This is a genomic window from Novosphingobium aeonii (genome assembly GCF_052279045.1).
In the GTDB taxonomy this organism is placed as follows: domain Bacteria; phylum Pseudomonadota; class Alphaproteobacteria; order Sphingomonadales; family Sphingomonadaceae; genus Novosphingobium.
The window spans coordinates 229003-247118 of the sequence record NZ_CP176832.1 but is presented as its reverse complement, the minus strand read 5'-3'; the positions used below and the strand labels follow the sequence as shown (position 1 = coordinate 247118).

The following is an 18116-nucleotide window of genomic DNA, read 5'->3' as shown; positions in this document are numbered from 1 at the left end:
TCACGTGACAAGTTCGGCGACCTATATCCTGCGGCTCCTCAAGTGGGGCCGTGTCCTCGCGCGCCACGGAGCGCTGCGCGGGATCGAGAACGACCGTAACGCGCCGGCCCAGGTCAAGCGCCTGTGCCGGATCGCGCGGCTGGGCACGCGCCAGCCTGCGGAGCCGGACTATGCCGGCGCCTTCCAGGAGATCGGCCCGGCGGCGATCAAGCTCGGCCAGGCGCTGGCGACCCGGCCCGACCTCGTCGGCGAAGGCCCCGCGCGCAACCTTCTGACCTTGCAGGACAGCCTGCCGCCGGTTCCTTTCTCCGAAATCCGTCATGCGATCGAAGGCAGTTTCGGCCGGACGCTGGACGGCATCTTCGTCTCGATCGAGGAAGAGCCGGTGGGCGCCGCGTCGATCGCGCAGGTCCACCGGGCGGTGACGCCCGATGGCCGCAACGTGGCCGTCAAGGTGCTGCGCCCGGGCATTCGCGAACAGTTCGCGCGCGATGTAGAGACTTATGAGTGGGCGGCCGCGCACCTCGAAGCGCTTGGCGGGGAAGCATCGCGCCTGCGTCCGCGCGCAGTCGTTGCCAATCTCAAGCGCTGGACCCTGCGCGAGCTGGACCTGCGGCGCGAAGCGGCTTCCGCTTCGGAGCTGTCCGATGCGATGAAGGGCATCGCCGGTTACCGCGTTCCGCATATCGACTGGGACCGTACCAATGGGCAGGTCCTCACCGTCGAGTGGATCGGCGCCACCAAGATGAGCGATATCGCCGGGCTCAAGGCGGCAGGGCACAACCTGCCCCGCCTGGCGCACAAGCTGGTGAACACCTTCCTGACGCAGGCGATCTCCTCCGGATTCTTTCATGCCGACATGCACCAGGGCAACCTGTTCGTGGAGGCGGATGGCACCATCGTTGCCATCGATTTCGGCATCATGGGCCGGATCAACCGGCAGGCGCGGCTCTGGCTGGCGGAAATCCTCTACGGCCTTACCACCGGCAACTATCGCCGCGTCGCCGAGATCCATTTCGAGGCGCAGTACGTCCCGAGCTACCACACCGTGGAGGAGTTCGCGACGGCACTGCGTGCAGTGGGCGAGCCGATGCGCGGCAAGCCGGTGTCCGAGCTTTCTGTCGGCCAGATGCTCGACGGGCTCTTCGCGATCACCCGCGATTTCGACATGGCGGTCCAGCCGCACCTCCTGCTCCTGCAGAAGACCATGGTCATGGTCGAGGGTCTGGCGACGGCGCTCGATCCCGACATCAACATGTGGGATGTCTCGGCGCCTTTCGTGAAGAACTGGCTGCGCGACGAGCTTGGCCCCGAGGCGATCATTGCCGACCGTCTGCGCGAAGATCTCGGCACGCTGTTCCGCCTGCCCGCGCTGGTGCGGCGGATCGAGGAGAAGTTCCCGCCAAAGGGTGGCGCTCCCGAGCAGGCGCCCTTGCCCGAAGTCGACCTTATCTGGGAACGGGGCCGGGGGCGTAAACCCGAAAGTAACCAGTGGACCCGCTATGGTCTGGCCGCATTGCTTGGGGGCGCCGCGGCATGGGGGCTGACGTACTGGACATTGATGAGCTGAACGCTGCGGGCACGGCGCTTGCCGCGCCGGCTCCGGCAGGTCGTCTCGGCCACATCTCGCCTTGGGGCGCGCGTCTTGTGCTGGCCGTGCTGGCGGCGCTGATCGTGGCTTCCGCGCTGGTCCCCGTGGGCAAGGCGGGCACTCGGTCGCCGTGGGAAGGGCCGGTCGAGGGCCCCGCTACGTCCTTGCAGGGCCATGCTGCCGGTGTTGCCGAAGCTGAGCCCTACAACGCCGATATCGCCCTTTACGAAGCCGTGATCGCGCGCATCGCCAAGGGTGAGCATTACTACGACTTCATCGTTCCCGAGCAGCGCCGTCACCGATATCCGGTCAATCCCGGCCTTGCGGTGCGCCTGCCGACGCTGGCCTATCTGGACGCCATGCTGGGCGACGGTGGCCAGATCGCGGCTGCCATCGCGCTCATGCTCGGCATCGTCGCGGTATGGTGGCGCAAGCTGGCAGGCGAAGCGCCGCGCCTCCGGCGGATCGGCGCGGCGCTGGTATTCGTGGGGGCCTCGCTGGCTCTCAACCGGCCTTACTTCGCACTTCACGAGCTCTGGGCGGGCGGGTTGATCGCACTGTCCTTCGGCCTGCACCGTATCGGCGAGGATGGGCGGGGAGGGCGCTGGATCGCTGCATTCCTTGCTGCGGCGCTCGCCCTGGCCATCCGCGAACACAGCCTGCCTTTCGTGCTGCTCATGGCGGCTACGGCGCTGTGGCAGCGTAATTGGCGCGAGGCCGGCGCATGGAGCGCGCTCATCGTTCTGTTCGCAGCGGGGCTTGCCTGGCATCTCTCGCTCGTCGCGCGCGACGTTCTGCCTGGCGACCCGCATAGCGCCCCCTGGCTGGTGTTTCGGGGCCTTTCCGGCTGGCTCGGCAATATCGTGCAGTCCAGCAACTTGCGCTGGCTGCCGCACTGGCTGGCGGGGCCGGCGGTGGTGCTCATGACTTTCGGCTGGCTCGGCTGGAACAGCCGCGCCGGGCTGTTCGGCTTTCTCCTGAGTGCAGGCTATGCCGCGGCGTTCATGATGGCAGGGCGCTGGGACAACTTCTACTGGGGCGCGATGATCGCGCCGACCCTTTTCGCCGGAATCGTCTTCGCGCCGTCGGCTTTGCGCGATCTCGCCGGGGCGGCGAAAGGCGTGCAATCCCCGGCTTAGACCGCAAACCGATTGCGCGCTTCCGCGCCCTGTTGCAAAAGCCCGGGGCATGAGTGGACCCCGTATCCTTCTGGTCGTCGGCGGCGGTATCGCGGCCTACAAATCCTGCGAACTCGTTCGGCACATCCGCAAGGAAGGCGGCGAAGTGACCTGCGTCCTCACCGAGGGCGGGGCGCACTTCGTCACCCCGATGGCGCTTGCCGCGCTGTCCGAGAAACCGGTCTACACGACGCTCTGGGATCTCAGGAACGAGGCCGAGATGGGCCATATCCAGCTCAGCCGCGAAGCGGACCTCGTGGTCGTCTGTCCGGCAACGGCGGACCTCATGGCAAGGATGGCGGCCGGCATTGCCGACGATCTGGCGACGACGATGCTCCTTGCCACCGACAAGCCGGTCATGGCGGTCCCGGCCATGAACGTGCGGATGTGGCAGCACGCCGCCACGACCCGCAACGTGCAAGTCCTGCGCGATGCCGGGGTGGACGTGATGGAGCCCGACGAAGGCACCATGGCCTGCGGCGAATATGGCCCCGGCCGTCTGCCGGACCCGCTTGCGATCTGGCAGCGGATCGCCTGGGCGCTCGGCCTTGGCCCCGTCGAAGTGGCACCGCTGCCCGGTGCGGATTTTTCCGCGTGGCAGCCGCAATTCGGTACGCCGGAACCGGAGGATGACGCCGAAGGGAACCGCCTCGGCGGCCTTACCGGCGGGATGATCTCGCGGGGGCGTTCCGGCGCAAGGCAGGCGATCACCTTCGGCCACGAGGATCTTGGCTTCACGCCCGAAGAAGCCGCTCTGGCCGCCCGCAAGGGCGAGGCGCGCGCCGCACCCGCGACTGATCCCGATGCGCTGGACGAGCAGGCTGCCCCGTCTTCGCCGGCTCCCGGCCCGCTGACCGGAAAGCACGTTCTCATCACCGCCGGCCCCACCTGGGAGCCGATCGATCCGGTGCGCTACATTGCCAATCGCTCTTCCGGGAAGCAGGGTTTTGCCATTGCCGCCGCCGCGGCGGAGGCGGGTGCGCGCGTCACGCTCGTTGCCGGGCCGGTGCACCTGCCGACGCCCGCCGGAGTCGATCGCATCGACGTGGAAAGCGCCTTGCAGATGGCCGAGGCGGTGAAGCATGCATTGCCCGCCGATATCGCGGTGATGGTCGCAGCGGTGGCGGACTGGCGGGTCGCCCACAGTGCGGACCAGAAGCTCAAGAAGCGCGGCTCGGCGCCGCCGGCGCTGCTGCTCACCGAAAATCCCGACATCCTTGCCACTGTCGCGACCGGGCCGAACCGGCCGCCGCTGGTGATCGGCTTTGCCGCGGAAACGCAGGATGTCATTCGCTACGCCACCGAAAAGCGCAAACGCAAGGGTGCCGACTGGATCATCGCCAACGACGTGTCGGGCGATGTCATGGGCGGCGATGCCAATGCGGTCCACATCGTGCGCGCCGACGATGTGATAAGCCTTCCGGAAATGCCCAAGGAGGATGTCGCGCGCATCCTCGTCGAAAGGTTCGCCGATGCACTCCCCCAATGACGTCCCGGTTCCCGTCAAGATCCTGCCCCACGGCGAAGGGCTGGCCTTGCCCGCCTATGCCACCGACGGTGCGGCGGGCATGGATGTGGTTTCGGCCGAGGACGTGACGCTGGCTCCGGGCGGGCGCCATGCGGTTGCCACGGGCCTTGCGATGGCGATCCCGCCGGGCTTCGAGATTCAGGTCCGGCCGCGTTCCGGCCTTGCGCTCAAGCACGGGATTTCGGTGCCGAATTCGCCCGGCACGATTGATTCCGACTATCGTGGTGAACTCAAGGTCATCCTCATCAACCACGGTGCGCAGGCATTCGAGATCCGGCGGGGAGACCGCGTGGCGCAGCTCGTTCTCGCGCCGGTCACGCGGGCGGCATGGCTGACGGTGGATGAACTGGAAGCGACCGAGCGCGGCGAGGGCGGCTTCGGTTCCACCGGCGGAGTTGTTGCCCTGGGGAGTTGAGGAGGCTCAGCCGGCCCGGAAGGCGCCAAGCCACCAGAGCAGCACCAGAACGACACCGAGAGCGACCAGAGCCACGGTGAGGCAGCCCTTCCAGCCGGATCGGCGCCTTATCTCGTCGGAGGCGAGGTCTGCCGCGCCTTCGACGGCGCCGCCCGCCAGATCGGCGAGTATGTCATGGAGCATGACGGCTTCAGTCCTTGCGGTCGATGCGGGCGCGTTTCTCGCGGCGGCGCCTGAGCGAATACCAGCCCACGCCCCCGATCCCGACGAGCGCCGCGAGAGCTTTCGCGACGGCCGAGAAAGCCGCCGAGAGCGCGCCCACGGTCACGCCCCAGAAGAGCTGTGACATGATGGCCATGAAGGTGTTCATCGGGGGCAGGCATCCTTGTGGGGATTGCGCGGGTCAACCGCCTGGAGGCAATTACGAGCCGCCCCGGTATAAAGAAAGGACGGGCCCGCAATATTTCAGCGGACCCGTCCCTCGGTGCCTCCCTCTTTGCAGGGGGAGCCTGTCAGTTCACTTCTTTTCGGGCGCTACGGTGATGCGCACGGTCTCGCCGGAGTTGCCGGGGAAATCGGTAAACATCGATTCGACCAGGTTCGGGACGAGATATTGCAGGCGGTTGGACGTCGACACGGCTTCGGCCTTGCCTTCGAAGAGGCGCTGGTTGTCTACCGCGCGGTCGATCTTGAGGGTGATGCCGCTGGTGTAGATGGTGTAGGAATCCACGCCGCCGTCGAAGAACGGATCATACCAGCCATAGCGCCACGGCCCGCCCCAGCCCATTCCACGGCCGTAGAAGCCGCGGCCATAGAAGCCGCCGCCGTACCACGGACCCCATGCGCCGCCGGCGCCCATGGTCGAGCGCACGCGTTCGCGGCCGTTGTCCACGCCGTAATCGAAGCGCACGATAAGGGTTGCCGAAGCAGGATCGGAAGCCGGAGCATAGCCCAGCTTCTGCATGCGGTCCGCCACGAGGCGGGAATAGGTCGCGAATTCAAGCCCGCCCGCGAGCTTGGGATCGTCGGCCACGACCACGAACGATTGTCCGGCAGGCGCCGGAAGCTGGGTCTGGAAGCGCGAAACGTCCGCCTTGAAGGGCGTTGCGCAGGCGGCGAGGGCCATCAGCAGGACGGCTACGGCAGCGAGCCTCAGCCTTCCGAGATGGGTTCCGGGATTATCTGTCATCGGTTTCACTCCACGAACCTGACAGGCCCGAAACGCCCTTCCCAAGCGTGGCCTGTGATTCCTTGCGACTCTGCCTTAATATCAATGCCCTGAATAGCGGTTGAATGGAGGCAGGGCGGCGATGAAGTGTTTGCCGCGGGGCTGCGCCATTCAGTCGTGAGTCATGGCCTGAGATCAGATTCGTCATGTAGGAAGTCCCCAGGATGTTGACCAGTTCCCTCGCAGCAGAATCCTTTGCGATTCTATCGGTTCAGCGCGGAAAAGTGCAGCCATTTCGCGGCCCTGAAGAGCCCAGCGCGATCGGCAAGGTGCCTGCGGACGGTGCGGTGAGGGTCCACCGGCTCGGGCTGGAGGGTGACGAGCAGGCCGATCTTTCCGTTCACGGCGGGCCGGACAAGGCGATTCATCACTATCCTCACGATCACTATGCCTTCTGGCGCGACTCGATCGGGGCGCATCCGCTGCTTTCGGATTTCGGCGCGTTCGGCGAGAATATCGCGACCGAGGGGCTGACCGAGGACATGATCTGCGTGGGCGACCGCTGGCGGCTGGGCACGGCGCTCGTCGAAGTCAGCCAGGGCCGCCAGCCGTGCTGGAAGCTGGACCATCGGTTTGACGGCGCGCCGGTCAACGCCGGGGTGGTGAGGTCGCGCCGGGCCGGGTGGTACTATCGGGTGCTGGAAGAGGGTGAGGTTGCCGCCGGGGACCGGATGGTGCTGGAAGAGCGGCCCTGGCCCGAATGGACGGTACGCCGCGTGTTCGGGCTGCTGATCGCGGGCGATCACAAGAAGGATCGCGAAAGCCTGGAAGCGCTGGGCGAGGTTGCCACGCTTGCCGCGCCGTGGATCCGGCGGCGGGCGAAGTTGCTGGGACTGGACGCGTGAACATGCCGTCGTCCGCGATGCGGGACGACGGCATGATGTTCGCCGCTCAGCGCACCAGGCCGAGCGCCTCGTAAGCCTTCTCCAGCGTCGGCACCGCCAGGGCGCGGGCCTTTTCCGAACCCTTGCGCAGGATCGCGTCCAGCGAGTCCCGGTCGCCGCGCAGTTCGACGAAGCGGGCGTTGATCGGCGCCAGCTTCTCGACCAGCAGTTCGCCCAGCGCCGGCTTGAACTTGCCGAAGCCCTCGCCGCCGAAGTCCGAGAGAACCGCCTCGACCGTGGTGCCGGCCATCACCGCATAGATGCCCACGAGGTTGCGGGCCTCGGCGCGGCCTTCGAGGCCTTCCTTCTCAGAAGGCAGCGGCTCGGGGTCGGTCTTGGCCTTCTTGACCTTCTGCATGATCGTGTCGGCATCGTCGGTAAGGTTGATGCGCGCCATGTCCGAAGGGTCCGACTTGCTCATCTTCGACGAACCGTCGCGCAGGCTCATGATACGTGCCGCTTCGGGCGGGATGATCGGTTCGGGCAGGGTGAACACCGGCGCGTCCTCGGCCGCGAAGTCGTTGTTGAACTTCTGCGCGATGTCGCGGGCGAGTTCGAGGTGCTGCTTCTGGTCTTCGCCCACGGGAACGTGAGTGGCCTGGTAGAGCAGCACGTCGGCGGCCTGGAGCACCGGGTAGGTGAACAGGGCGACCGAGGCGCCTTCGCGGTTCTTGCCGGCCTTGTCCTTCCACTGGGTCATGCGGTTCAGCCAGCCCATGCGGGCGGTGCCGTTGAGCAGCCATTGCAGTTCGGCGTGCTGGGGCACCTGGGTCTGGTTGAACAGGATCGAGCGATCGGGATCGACGCCGCAGGCGACCAGCGCGGCCACCATCTCGCGCGTGTTGGCCGAAAGCGTGGCCGGATCGTGCGGCATCGAGATGGCGTGGAGGTCGGCCAGGAAATAGAGGCTGTCACCGCCCTGCGCGGCGACATCGTCCTGCATCTTCACCCAATTGCGGATCGCACCGAGATAGTTGCCGAGATGCAGGTTGCCGGTTGGCTGGATGCCGGAGACGATACGCATGGACGCGTCCTTCGCGATTGTGAGTTTTCAGGGATGTCGTGGGTGCGCCGGGTAAGGCGCGGATGCAGGTGGGGTCAGCGCGCGGTGCGCGTGGTCGCCCGCCATCGCCACGAACGGCGACGGGTTTCGGCAGACTTCGGGTGCGAAAGGTCCTGCATGGGCCGGGCTCATAGCATAGTCGCACACGGATGGAAGCCTCAGGAAGCCGGGCGGCGGCGGCGCAGGAGCGCGAGATCGTCGCGGGTGAAGGCGCCGGTCACCACGGTTGCGAGCGCATAGACCACGCCGCCGGCCGAAACGAGCGCGGCAAGGGCGAGACCCCGCACCAGCCATGTCCCGTGGAGGTATGGGGTCAGCAGGTCCTGTCCGAACCACAGCACCACGCCCATCGCCACGGCGGCCAGCGCAAGGCGCGGGGCGCGGCGCTTGAGGCGGGCGTCGGACTGGAAATGGCCGCGCTTCACCAGGGTCCAGTAAAGCATGGCGACATTGGCGGTGGAGGCGATGGCGGTCGCCAGCGGCGGGCCCATGTGCTGGAGCGGCACGATCAGCGCGAGGTTGAGGACGAGGTTCACCACCATCGACATCATCGCGTAGCGCACCGGGGTCCGCGTGTCCTGCCGGGCGTAGAAGCCGGGGGTCAGCACTTTGACGAGGATGTAGCTGGGCAGGCCGACCGAGAAGGCGGCAAGCGCCTCGGCGGTGCGGGCGACGTCGTTCGCATCGAACTTGCCGTAGCCGAACAGGGCGGCGGCGATCGGCTGGCCGCAGACGATCAGCGCGACTGCGGCAGGCAGGGTGAGCAGCAGGGCGAGTTCCATGCCGCGGTTCTGCGTGTCCATCGCCGCGGCATGCTCGCCGCCGCCGAGCTGGCGCGAGATCGTGGGCAGCAGCACGGTGCCAAGGCCGATGCCGATCAGGCCGAGCGGAAGCTGGTTCAGCCGGTCCGCCATGTAGATGTAGGTTACCGAGCCGTGCGCCAGCAGCGAGGCCGCCAGCGCGGTCGAGATCACGAGGTTGATCTGCACCGCGCCTGCTCCGGCGGCGGCCGGCAGGATCAGTTTCATCAACTGCTTCACGTCGGCATTCCACACCGGCATGCGCAGGCGCATCGACACGCCGTTGGCGCGGCAGGCCCAGACCAGCCACAGCAGCTGCAAGGCGCCCGAAACCGAGACGCCGATCGCCTGGTTGCGCGCGGTCACCAGCGCATCTGCGGAGTGAAAGCCGAGCAGCGCGACGATCAGCGTCAGGTTCAGCAGGATCGGCGCGGCGGCGTTGACCCAGAACTTGTTCAGCGAATTGAGGATGCCGCCCAGCAGCGAGACGAGGCTGATGAGCGCGAGATAGGGGATCGTGAGCCGGCTCAGCTGCACGGCGAAGGCGAACTGGTCGTGACTGACGCCGTTGAACTTGCCCGAAAGCAGGAAAGTCACCGGCCAGGCGAAGACTTCCAGCACCAGCGTCATCGCCAGCAGCACCGGCAGCAGCACGGACAGCGCCTGCTCGGCAAAAGTGATCCCGGCGGGCAGGCCCGGCCCTTCCTTGTCGGCGACTTTCTGGTTGAACATCGGGATGAAGGCCGATGCGAAGGCGCCTTCGGCGAACAGCGCGCGGAACATGTTGGGCAGGCGGAAGGCGATCAGGAAGGCATCGGAGGCGAAGCCCGCACCGACGAAGCGGGCGAACAGGCTGTCGCGCACCAGTCCGAGTATGCGGCTGGCCAGAGTGAGACCGCCGACACTGGCCAGCGCCTTTGTGAGGTTCATGCCCTCGAACCCTTCATGAAGGTGCCGCCGGACCCGTCGATCGGGAATGAAGCGGCCGTCAGATACGCCAACGGCCCACGTCCCCCTTGGGGGGCGCGGGCCGATGTCGCAGGAATGCGCGCCATGCGCATTTCAGATTGCCGGTGTTCAGGCCGGCCGTCAGGCGTGGCCGACAGGCTCGCCCTGGGTGGCATCGGCCTGCTGCTGGGCCTGGAGCTGCTGGATGTAGAGACCGTTGAAATCGATCGGCTCAAGCATCAGCGGCGGGAAGCCGGCATCGCGCACGGCGTCGGCGATGACGCGGCGGGCGAAGGGGAACAGGATGCGCGGGGCTTCGGCGTAGAGGAACGCGTGCGCCTGGCCCTCGTCGAGGTTGCGCATGCCGAGCAGCGCGCAGTAGCTCAGCTCGACGGCGAATGCGGTGCCCTGCGGGCCCTTCGAGGCGCAGGTGATCTTCAGTTCGACTTCGTGCACTTCGGCGTCGATCGGGCGTGCGCCGATGTTGAACTGCACGTCGATCTGCGGCTGGTCCTGCCAGGTGAAGCTCTGCGGCGCGTTCGGATTCTCGACCGAGAGATCCTTGACGTACTGCGAGATGATACCGGCGGCGGGCGCGGAATCCTCGCCGTTGCCGAGGTTGATGTCGGAGATGACGTTGCCTTCGTCGGCCATTTGGTTCGTTCCCGTGCAAAGAATACGGATGAAAGTCTGGCCGCGCGCCTAAAGCATTTTGGCGGCCGGTGGAACACCCGAGCCGCCGTAAATTGTTCGAAATAACGGCGGGCGAAACGGCCCGGCGAAGGAACGGAACCGATTCGCCATGCGGGCGTTGATCGGTGACGGCGAACATATCGGCGAAAAAAGCCCAGATCCGCGTGCTCACGCGTTGTTCATTTGTAAACTGTACCTATCTGGGTCTATGATGACGCTCCTGGGCGGAAGAGGCAGCCAGCCTCCAGCCGCACTCCCCGAAGCGTCCAACACAAGGATGGACAAAGGAACGTGACACCGGAAATCGTGATCCTGGCCATGATCGCAGCCTTTCTTGGCCTGCGGCTCTATTCGGTACTCGGCCGCCGCGCCGAGCATGAGGAAGAGCCGATCCAGGGGCGCTTCGAAGGCCGCCAGGGCCAGCCCGGTGCGCCGCGCGTTTCCGCCCCCAAGGCAGACGGCAAGCCCGATGCCAAGGCGGACGAACGCGGTCGGGCCGGTCAGCCCCAGCGCCTGCGCGAAATGCCGCTGGCTCCGCCTTCGGTGGAACGCGGCCTCGCCGAGATTTCGAACGTGGATCGCCGCTTCGATGCCTATGCCTTCCTCGAAGGTGCACGCGGTGCCTATCGCCTGATTCTCGAATCGTTCTGGAAGGGCGACAAGGCCGAGCTTCGTGCACTTTGCGACGGTGACGTCTATGACAGCTTCGCAGCCGCGATCGACGCGCGCCTCGCCGCCGGCGAAACCATGGACAATCGCCTGATCCGTATCGAGGACGTGGCGATCATCTCGGCAGGTGTCGATAACGGCTATGCCCGGATCGCCCTGCGGTTCCGTTCGGATATCGCCGCCGTGACGCGGGACGCCGAAGGCCATGTCATCGCCGGTTCGCTTGACGATGCGATCGAGGCGGTGGACGTCTGGACGTTCAGCCGCGCACTCAACTCGTCCGGTCCGGACTGGCTGCTCGACGAAACCGACGCGGGTTGATCGACCCACCTGGTTGATTTCCAACGCATGATCTCTCAAGGATCGGAAGGCCGGGCCGAAAGGTCCGGCCTTGTTTTTGGCGGTGCTGTTGGCGGTCGTTATTCGCGGGGCCGCAAAGATTTTCGGGAGGTCGATCTTGCAGGAAGGGAGCATGTCGCGGCGGGAGCCGCGTTTTCGGGTGCGCCGTTTTTCTGCACTTGTCCTGCCGGCACTGCTGGCGGCCTGCGTGCAGGTGATCCCCGGTGAAGGCCCCAAGGGCGCTTCGCGTCCGCCGGTAAAGCCGCCGGTCCATCGCCCGGCTCCGAAGCCTCCCGCGCCGCCGCAACCTGGCAGTGCGATCCTGGCCGGGGTGAAGGCAGGCCCTTCGGTCTCCTCGCTGCCGCTCGGCGCTGCCGATGCCGCCGCCGCGCTTGCCTCGTTCCGTGAAAGCTGCCCGCGCGTCACCGTGCGTCAGGATGCCAGCGGGCTGACCCGCCCGGCCGACTGGCGGCAGGCCTGCGCCGCCGCCGCAAGCTGGGGCGCGAAGCCCGCCGCGCAGTTCTTCGCGAGCTATTTCGAAACCGCGCGCATCGGAGACGGCAAAAGCTTCGCCACCGGTTATTACGAACCCGAAATCGCCGGATCGCGGCTGCCGGTTCCGGGATATGCGGTGCCTGTCTATGCGATGCCGGGCGATCTCGTGCGGGCCAAGGCGGGTGACGCGGCGCCGACGTCAAACGGGCGCATGCCGCTGGGGCGCTACGACGGGAACGGACTGTTCGTGCCCTATTACGAACGCGCGGCGATCGAGCAGGGCGTGCTGGCGGGCAAGGGGCTGGAGATTGCCTGGGTCGCCGATCCGGTCGAATTCTTCTTCCTCCAGGTTCAGGGTTCCGGCCGATTGCGCGCGCCTGACGGCAGCGTGATGCGCATCGGCTATGCGGGGCAGAACGGCCTCCCCTACACCGGGATCGGCGGCGTCATGCGTGACCGGGGGCTGGTCGGCTCCGCGCCGGGGCAGTATTCCGGTTCGATGCAGGGCATCATCCAGTACATCCATGACAACCCGCGCGACGGTCAGGCGCTGATGCGCGAGAACAAATCCTGGGTGTTCTTCAAGGAGCTCAAGGGCGATGGACCGCTCGGCGCGCTGGGCGTGCCGGTTCGGGCCCATGCCTCGGTGGCCACCGATCCGCGATTCGTGCCGCTGGGTGCGCCTGTGTGGCTGCGGCTTGACCGGCGCGAGGCGACGGGATTGTGGGTCGCGCAGGATACCGGCGGCGCAATCAAGGGCGCCAATCGCTTCGATACCTTCTGGGGATCGGGTGAGCAGGCGCGCCTGACCGCCGGCGGCATGAGCGGACGTGGGGAGGCCCTGATCCTCGTTCCCAATGGCACGCTGGCGAGGCTCGGCGCGCGGTGACACCGGCATGAGACGGCCGGGACGGCGCCTCACGGCGGAAGAAGCGGAAATCTGGGCGCAAGTCGCGCGGACGGTGACGCCGCTCGAAAAACGCAGGCCCGTGCCCGTGGTGCCCGTTTCCGTGCCCAAGCCGGTCGTCGCGGTGACGGTGGGGGCGCCTGCGAAGAAGGTGAAGGGCCGTATTCCCGCGCCATTGCCGCCGCGCCCCGCGCCGGTGAAGGCGAAACCCGATGTACCCGTCAATCTGGACGGTTCGTGGGAAAAGCGCATTTCCAAGGGCACGCTTGCGCCTGATTTCAGCCTCGACCTTCACGGATCGAACCTCGATCAGGCCTATGTGCGGCTGATGCACGGCCTCATCCAGGCCAAGGCGATGGGCGCGCGGGTGGTGCTGATCGTCACCGGCAAGCCGCGTCCGGTGGATGCGGCGGATCGCGGCACCGCGCGGGGTGCCATCCGTGCCAAGATCACCGACTGGCTGGCCGCATGCGAACACGCGCACGACATCGTGGCGATCCGGGGGGCGCATCGCCGGCACGGCGGGCAGGGTGCGATCTACGTGGTGCTGAAGAAGCGCAAGTAGCGGCGATCCATCGATTCGCGGGTTCATCTCCGCGCCGATGCCGACTGCTCGGGACGCCGGGCACATGAAAACGGGCGGAAGTCCTGCGACTTTCCGCCCGTTTCATTTTTCGCGCTCGGGAAAGCTCAGGCAGCCTGGGCGATCTCTGCGGGAGCCTCGTTGCGGATCAGATAGTCGAACGCGGAAAGCGCCGCCTTCGAACCTTCGCCCATGGCGATGATGATCTGCTTGTAGGGCACCGTGGTCACGTCACCCGCCGCGAAGATACCGGGCAGGTTGGTGGCCGCCTTGTCGTCGATCACGATCTCGCCGCGGCTCGTGAGTTCGACACCGGAGTCCTTGAGCCATTCGGTGTTGGGCACCAGTCCGATCTGGACGAACACGCCCTCCAGCTCGACCTTGTGCTCCTCGCCGGTTTCGCGATCCTTGTAGACCAGCGCATTGACCTTGTCCCCGTCGCCTTCGACCTCGATGGTCTGGGCGCTGGTGAGGATCACCACGTTCTTCATCGACCTGAGCTTGTCGACCAGGACCTGGTCGGCGCGCAGCTTGCTGTCGAATTCGATCAGGGTGACGTGGCCGACGATGTTGGCCAGGTCGATCGCCGCTTCGACGCCGGAGTTGCCGCCGCCGATCACCGCCACGCGCTTGCCCTTGAACAGCGGGCCGTCGCAGTGCGGGCAATAGGCCACGCCCTTGTTCTTGTACTCGGCCTCACCCGGCACGCCCAGGTTCCGCCAGCGGGCGCCGGTGGTCAGCACGAGGCTGCGGGCCTTGAGCGAGGCGCCATTGGCGAAGACGACCTCGTGATAGCCGCCCAGTTCCTTCGCGGGGATCAGCTTTTCGGCGCGCTGGAGGTTCATCACGTCGATGTCGTATTCGGCGACGTGCGATTCCAGTGCGGCCGCCAGCTTGGGGCCCTCGGTATAGGGAACCGAGATGAAGTTCTCGATGCCCATGGTGTCCTGCACCTGACCGCCGAAACGTTCGGCGACCACGCCGGTCGAGAAGCCCTTGCGCGCGGTGTAGATCGCGGCCGAGGCTCCGGCGGGGCCGCCGCCGACGACCAGCACTTCGAAAGGCTTCTTGCCCGCGAGCACGGCAGCGGCCTTGGCATCGGCGCCGGTGTCGAGCTTGGCGAGGATTTCCTCGATGCTCATCTTGCCCGAACCCCACATCTTCCCGTTCAGGAAGACGGCGGGAACGGCCATGACGCCGCGTTCCTCGACTTCCGCCTGGAACGTGCCGCCCTCGATCAGGGTGGCGTTCACATGCGGGTTGTTGAGCGCGAGCAGGGTCAGCGCCTGCACGACGTCGGGGCAGTTGTGGCAGGAGAGCGAGAAGTACATCTCGAACTCGTGCTCGCCCTCGATGGCGCGGGCGATTTCGAGCGCCTCGTCGGAAACCTTGGGCGGATGGCCGCCGGCCCAGAGCAGGGCCAGGACCAGCGAGGTGAATTCATGGCCGAGCGGGAGCCCTGCGAAGCGCACCCAGGCGCTGGCGTCGCTCGCGCGGCGGATGATGAAGCTGGGGCGACGCTTGTCGTCGCCGTCGAAAGTGGCGGTGACCTTGTCCGAGAGCGAGGCGATCACGGTCAGCAGCTCGCGGGTCTCGGTGGATTTCGCATCGTCGCCCAAAGAGGCGACGAGCTCGATCGGCTCGCGCAGCATGGCGAGATATTGCGAGAGCTGTTGCTTCAGGTTGGCGTCGAGCATGGTCTTTGCGTCCTTTGGAAATGCGTTGGGAAAAGGGGCGGCCGGGGCTTCGGTTCCGCGAGGCCGCGCCGTGAGGGCGCGGCACCGGGAGAGGGAAAGCCCCGGGCCGCGCACCTTCACGCGACCCTAAGGGTGTCGCGGGGTGTCTTAGAGCTTGCCGACGAGGTCGAGCGAGGGAGCAAGCGTTTCAGCGCCTTCTTCCCACTTGGCCGGGCAGACCTGGCCGGGGTGCTCGCGCCAGTACTTGGCAGCCTTGATCTTGCGGACGAGTTCGACCGCGTTGCGGCCCACGCCCTCGGGGGTGATTTCGACCAGCTGGATCACGCCGTCCGGATCGACGACGAAGGTGGCGCGGTCGGCCAGGCCAACGCCTTCGCGCAGAACGCCGAAGTTGTTGGTCAGCGCGTGGTTCTGGTCACCGAGGAACGCGTACTTGATCTTGCCGATCTTGTCCGAGGTGTCGTGCCAGGCCTTGTGGCTGAAGTGCGTGTCGGTCGAAACGCCGTAGACTTCGACGCCGAGGCCCTGGAGGGTTTCGTACTGCTCGCCGAGGTCTTCCAGTTCGGTGGGGCAGACGAAGGTGAAGTCAGCGGGGTAGAAGAAGAACACAGCCCACTTGCCGGCGATGTCTGCTTCGGTGACGTCGAAGAAGTCCTTGCCTGCCTGGAAAGCGGTGTTCTTGAACGGCTTGATCTGGCTGCCGACGATACCCATGGATATGATCTCCCTCGATTGGGTGTTGAAGTTCGAGGAGGGAGATAGGCTGCCCGTGTGACGTTGTGTAGGGCGTTGATCCGATTGCCTTGATCGGAATGACCGATCAGTTGCGGTGGACTGAACGTTTCTGCCGATAAAGCGCGCGGCACTGCGAAAACCCGTGCGGCGCTGCGGCAAATCGGGCAACAGCAGGCCATGAAAACGATACGACTTGCGCTGCTCCTGGCGGCCTGCGCGTCGCTGGGCGCCTGCGACTCATGGCCCACTTCGCTGGATAACCGCGCGCCCGAGGATGTGACGTTCCGCTATCACCATCGCCTTTACGATCAGTGGTCGGTCTGGGCGCCCGTCTCGCATGACCGCGCGGTGCTGCTCGCCCGCGAGCACCGCATGCGCGACATTTCCGGTCTGGAAATCACGCAAGGCGGGCTGACCTATCGCTACGCCGAAAACGCGCTGGCCCCGGTACACCGGTTCTGTGCCGGATCTGCGAGCTGTTCGCTCGTCTATCGGGGCGAAGGCAGGCTGGAAGCGCGGACAAAACCGCTGACGGACAGCCAGTTCCAGTAAACGGTGGGTCGCCGGGCGTTCGCAAAGGCGATATTCAGGGATTTTGCGCGAAAAGTCCGGAGTTTACCAATTCCACAACTTTGAACAGGATGTTACGAACCCCCAAGTGGGGGAATACGTAGGGCGGAATGTTCAAGGTCTTTCTTATAATCGTCTATCTGCTCTGCGATTATGAGTCTGTGGTAGAGCGTTTCAGTTCCGCGCCCGGGGCCGCGTTGCTGTTCGTTTTTGCGGCGCTCTATGCAATGCTTGCGGTGGGCCTGCTGGCTTCGGCTTTCATCGGACGGCACTCGGTGCGGATAGCGCTGGCGGCGCTGTTTGCAGCGGCATCGCACTTCCAGCTTTCGTTCGAATGGACGACGGCGGGGCCGATGACCTACCAGTCCTTCGTCAACCTCTACAACGCCGCCGGACAGATCGACCACGCCGTTGCCCAGCACAGTGCGACGATGGCGCGGGCGATGGGGGCGGCCTTGCTGCTGTTCCTGGGCGTGGCCCTGCCGCCCAGGCGGTGGCGGGTGCCGCTGCGCTGGGGCGTTCCGGTTCCGCTGCTGGCGCTCTGCGTGCTGGCGACCTTGCTGTTCGTTCGCGGCGGCGAGGGTTCCAGGGCCTTGCCGCCTGCCTATCCCTCGATCGCGTTCGCGGGGCTGATGGCCGGGGAAGCGATCGCTTCCGTGCCCAAGCCCCGCGCGGCGCCGGCCTTGCCGCGTCCCGATGCGCCGCTTGCGCAGGACATCGTGCTGATCGTGGACGAGAGCATCGCGGGCAATTACCTCGATATCGACAACCCGTCAGGCGTGCGCAGCGGCCTTGCCGAGGAGCGGGCGGGCCTGCGCATCACCAATTTCGGCTATGCCGCCGCGATCCACAAGTGCAGCGCCAATTCCAATGCCGTGCTGCGCTTCGGGGGAACGCCCGACACCTACCGGGAAGCGCTGGCCAGCTGGCCCTCGATCTGGAGCTATGCGAAAGCGGCCGGTCTTCGCACCGTCTACATCGACGGCCAGTCGAACGGCGGCCACCTCCAGAACATGATGACGGCGAAGGAGCGGCGGGAAATTGCCGAATTCGTGCAGTTCGACGGGGTGCCGGCGGCGGACCGGGACATGCGGATAGCCCAGGTTCTGGCCGCTCACGTCAATAACGGGCTCCGGGAATTCATCTATGTGAACAAGGTCGGCGCGCATTTCCCGATTGCCGACAAGTTTCCGGCGGGGAAAGCCCGATACCGTCCGATCCTGCCGCAAGGAGGCGGGACGCTGCTGTCCTGGACCAGCGACCGTGCAGGGTTCGGCGGCACGCCCGGCGAATGGGTCCGCTACCGCAATTCCTATCGCAACACCGTGGACTGGAACGTGGGCACATTCTTCGACCGGCTGCTGGCGGCGCCGGGGGTGGGGAATGCCGCGATCGTCTATACGTCCGACCATGGGCAGGACCTGCACGAACGGGGCAACCCCGGAAACAACACCCATTGCGGCGCCGAAAATGCAGCGCAGGAAGAGGGGCTGGTGCCGCTCGTGATTATCGGAAAGTCCGGGCCTTCCCGGCTGGACTGGTCACGCCATCTGGCCGCCAACCGCAACCGGTCGAGCGCGTTCCGCATCTTTCCCACGCTGCTCGTGCTGATGGGCTACGATCGCGATGCGCTTCGCCCCCGCTATGGCCTGCCGCTGGACGAGGCCGGGCACGACCGCTTCGCCTACAATGTCGACTTCGCCCCGCTGCTGGGAAAGCCGCCCGGCTTTCGCGACATGGACGTGGCCAGCGTGATTGCGCCGCCGCAGTCCGACTACACGGCGGCGAAGTGA

At 66.2% G+C, this 18116-nt stretch carries 18 protein-coding genes; 10 read left to right on the top strand and 8 right to left on the bottom strand.

Annotation, left to right across the window (positions count from 1 at the left end; translation table 11 throughout):
* The first annotated feature begins 4 nt into the window (after positions 1-4).
* From ubiB to dut, 4 genes are read left to right on the top strand one after another with little or no spacing between them, the layout of a single operon-like run.
* Positions 5-1570: a 2-polyprenylphenol 6-hydroxylase gene (gene ubiB, locus ACLIMP_RS01310; RefSeq protein ID WP_324697016.1), complete on the top strand. Its 1566-nt coding sequence runs from the start codon at positions 5-7 to the stop codon at positions 1568-1570.
* A complete protein-coding gene (locus ACLIMP_RS01305; RefSeq protein WP_324697013.1) occupies positions 1537-2730 on the top strand; it encodes a hypothetical protein in 1194 nt (397 codons plus the stop codon). The genes ubiB and ACLIMP_RS01305 overlap by 34 nt, the downstream gene beginning before the upstream one ends.
* Before the next feature lie 49 nt (positions 2731-2779).
* The gene (locus ACLIMP_RS01300) at positions 2780-4258 is read left to right on the top strand and encodes a bifunctional phosphopantothenoylcysteine decarboxylase/phosphopantothenate synthase (RefSeq protein WP_324697011.1); all 1479 of its coding nucleotides are present in this window, start codon (positions 2780-2782) and stop codon (positions 4256-4258) included.
* Positions 4242-4712, top strand: coding sequence for a dUTP diphosphatase (dut, locus tag ACLIMP_RS01295; RefSeq protein ID WP_324697009.1), 471 nt, complete (start codon positions 4242-4244; stop codon positions 4710-4712). Before ACLIMP_RS01300 ends, dut begins: the two co-directional genes overlap by 17 nt.
* A gap of 6 nt (positions 4713-4718) precedes the next feature.
* On the opposite strand, the gene ACLIMP_RS01290 is transcribed toward dut, so the two are convergent.
* The 3 genes from ACLIMP_RS01290 to ACLIMP_RS01280 form a co-directional block, all read right to left on the bottom strand.
* Positions 4719-4895, bottom strand: a complete 177-nt coding sequence (locus ACLIMP_RS01290) for a hypothetical protein (RefSeq protein ID WP_324697007.1) — start codon at positions 4893-4895, stop codon at positions 4719-4721.
* Positions 4896-4902: 7 nt separating this feature from the next.
* Positions 4903-5070, bottom strand: a complete 168-nt coding sequence (locus ACLIMP_RS01285) for a hypothetical protein (RefSeq protein WP_443478003.1) — start codon at positions 5068-5070, stop codon at positions 4903-4905.
* 159 nt (positions 5071-5229) lie between these two features.
* Positions 5230-5901 carry a DUF4136 domain-containing protein gene (locus ACLIMP_RS01280; protein WP_185998544.1) on the bottom strand — a complete coding sequence of 224 codons (672 nt, stop codon included), beginning with the start codon at positions 5899-5901 and terminating at the stop codon, positions 5230-5232.
* Positions 5902-6104: 203 nt separating this feature from the next.
* Here ACLIMP_RS01280 and ACLIMP_RS01275 point away from each other — a divergent pair, with 203 nt between their 5' ends.
* A complete protein-coding gene (locus ACLIMP_RS01275) occupies positions 6105-6785 on the top strand; it encodes an MOSC domain-containing protein (RefSeq protein ID WP_324697004.1) in 681 nt (226 codons plus the stop codon).
* Positions 6786-6831: 46 nt separating this feature from the next.
* On the opposite strand, the gene trpS is transcribed toward ACLIMP_RS01275, so the two are convergent.
* The 3 genes from trpS to secB form a co-directional block, all read right to left on the bottom strand.
* The gene (gene trpS / locus ACLIMP_RS01270; protein ID WP_054439443.1) at positions 6832-7848 is read right to left on the bottom strand and encodes a tryptophan--tRNA ligase; all 1017 of its coding nucleotides are present in this window, start codon (positions 7846-7848) and stop codon (positions 6832-6834) included.
* A 197-nt stretch (positions 7849-8045) separates the two neighbouring features.
* Positions 8046-9617, bottom strand: coding sequence for a murein biosynthesis integral membrane protein MurJ (murJ, locus tag ACLIMP_RS01265; RefSeq protein WP_054439445.1), 1572 nt, complete (start codon positions 9615-9617; stop codon positions 8046-8048).
* Positions 9618-9776: 159 nt separating this feature from the next.
* The gene (secB, locus tag ACLIMP_RS01260) at positions 9777-10289 is read right to left on the bottom strand and encodes a protein-export chaperone SecB (protein ID WP_054439447.1); all 513 of its coding nucleotides are present in this window, start codon (positions 10287-10289) and stop codon (positions 9777-9779) included.
* Between the two features lie 330 nt (positions 10290-10619).
* On the opposite strand from secB, the gene ACLIMP_RS01255 reads away from it, so the two are divergent.
* From ACLIMP_RS01255 to ACLIMP_RS01245, 3 genes are all read left to right on the top strand, one after another.
* Positions 10620-11318, top strand: coding sequence for a Tim44/TimA family putative adaptor protein (locus ACLIMP_RS01255; protein ID WP_054439449.1), 699 nt, complete (start codon positions 10620-10622; stop codon positions 11316-11318).
* Positions 11319-11469: 151 nt separating this feature from the next.
* On the top strand, positions 11470-12720 hold the full coding sequence (gene mltA, locus ACLIMP_RS01250) for a murein transglycosylase A (RefSeq protein WP_324697001.1): 1251 nt from the start codon (positions 11470-11472) through the stop codon (positions 12718-12720).
* Positions 12721-12727: 7 nt separating this feature from the next.
* On the top strand, positions 12728-13303 hold the full coding sequence (locus tag ACLIMP_RS01245; protein ID WP_324696999.1) for a Smr/MutS family protein: 576 nt from the start codon (positions 12728-12730) through the stop codon (positions 13301-13303).
* 125 nt (positions 13304-13428) lie between these two features.
* Here ACLIMP_RS01245 and ahpF read toward each other — a convergent pair whose 3' ends face one another.
* Together ahpF and ahpC are read right to left on the bottom strand one after the other, a co-directional pair.
* Positions 13429-15018 (bottom strand): alkyl hydroperoxide reductase subunit F, encoded by a 1590-nt coding sequence (gene ahpF, locus ACLIMP_RS01240; RefSeq protein ID WP_324696997.1) that lies wholly within the window; start codon positions 15016-15018, stop codon positions 13429-13431.
* Positions 15019-15165: 147 nt separating this feature from the next.
* Positions 15166-15732 carry an alkyl hydroperoxide reductase subunit C gene (gene ahpC, locus ACLIMP_RS01235; protein WP_054439453.1) on the bottom strand — a complete coding sequence of 189 codons (567 nt, stop codon included), beginning with the start codon at positions 15730-15732 and terminating at the stop codon, positions 15166-15168.
* A gap of 198 nt (positions 15733-15930) precedes the next feature.
* Between ahpC and ACLIMP_RS01230 the strand changes: the two genes are divergently transcribed.
* Together ACLIMP_RS01230 and ACLIMP_RS01225 are read left to right on the top strand one after the other, a co-directional pair.
* Positions 15931-16305, top strand: a complete 375-nt coding sequence (locus tag ACLIMP_RS01230; protein WP_185998549.1) for a hypothetical protein — start codon at positions 15931-15933, stop codon at positions 16303-16305.
* Between the two features lie 128 nt (positions 16306-16433).
* Positions 16434-18116: a sulfatase-like hydrolase/transferase gene (locus ACLIMP_RS01225; protein ID WP_443478002.1), complete on the top strand. Its 1683-nt coding sequence runs from the start codon at positions 16434-16436 to the stop codon at positions 18114-18116.

Excerpts from the sequence above, each read along its gene's own strand:
- ACLIMP_RS01285 (WP_443478003.1), bottom strand. The coding sequence starts at position 5,070 with ATGGCCATCATGTCACAGCTCTTCTGGGGCGTGACCGTGGGCGCGCTC.
- ACLIMP_RS01245 (WP_324696999.1), top strand. The coding sequence starts at position 12,728 with ATGAGACGGCCGGGACGGCGCCTCACGGCGGAAGAAGCGGAAATCTGG.
- ACLIMP_RS01230 (WP_185998549.1), top strand. The coding sequence starts at position 15,931 with ATGAAAACGATACGACTTGCGCTGCTCCTGGCGGCCTGCGCGTCGCTG.
- ahpC (WP_054439453.1), bottom strand. The coding sequence starts at position 15,732 with ATGGGTATCGTCGGCAGCCAGATCAAGCCGTTCAAGAACACCGCTTTC.
- ACLIMP_RS01280 (WP_185998544.1), bottom strand. The coding sequence starts at position 5,901 with ATGACAGATAATCCCGGAACCCATCTCGGAAGGCTGAGGCTCGCTGCC.
- secB (WP_054439447.1), bottom strand. The coding sequence starts at position 10,289 with ATGGCCGACGAAGGCAACGTCATCTCCGACATCAACCTCGGCAACGGC.
- ACLIMP_RS01275 (WP_324697004.1), top strand. The coding sequence starts at position 6,105 with ATGTTGACCAGTTCCCTCGCAGCAGAATCCTTTGCGATTCTATCGGTT.
- trpS (WP_054439443.1), bottom strand. The coding sequence starts at position 7,848 with ATGCGTATCGTCTCCGGCATCCAGCCAACCGGCAACCTGCATCTCGGC.
- ahpF (WP_324696997.1), bottom strand. The coding sequence starts at position 15,018 with ATGCTCGACGCCAACCTGAAGCAACAGCTCTCGCAATATCTCGCCATG.
- mltA (WP_324697001.1), top strand. The coding sequence starts at position 11,470 with ATGTCGCGGCGGGAGCCGCGTTTTCGGGTGCGCCGTTTTTCTGCACTT.
- ACLIMP_RS01300 (WP_324697011.1), top strand. The coding sequence starts at position 2,780 with ATGAGTGGACCCCGTATCCTTCTGGTCGTCGGCGGCGGTATCGCGGCC.
- murJ (WP_054439445.1), bottom strand. The coding sequence starts at position 9,617 with ATGAACCTCACAAAGGCGCTGGCCAGTGTCGGCGGTCTCACTCTGGCC.
- dut (WP_324697009.1), top strand. The coding sequence starts at position 4,242 with ATGCACTCCCCCAATGACGTCCCGGTTCCCGTCAAGATCCTGCCCCAC.
- ACLIMP_RS01305 (WP_324697013.1), top strand. The coding sequence starts at position 1,537 with ATGGGGGCTGACGTACTGGACATTGATGAGCTGAACGCTGCGGGCACG.
- ACLIMP_RS01290 (WP_324697007.1), bottom strand. The coding sequence starts at position 4,895 with ATGCTCCATGACATACTCGCCGATCTGGCGGGCGGCGCCGTCGAAGGC.
- ACLIMP_RS01225 (WP_443478002.1), top strand. The coding sequence starts at position 16,434 with ATGTTCAAGGTCTTTCTTATAATCGTCTATCTGCTCTGCGATTATGAG.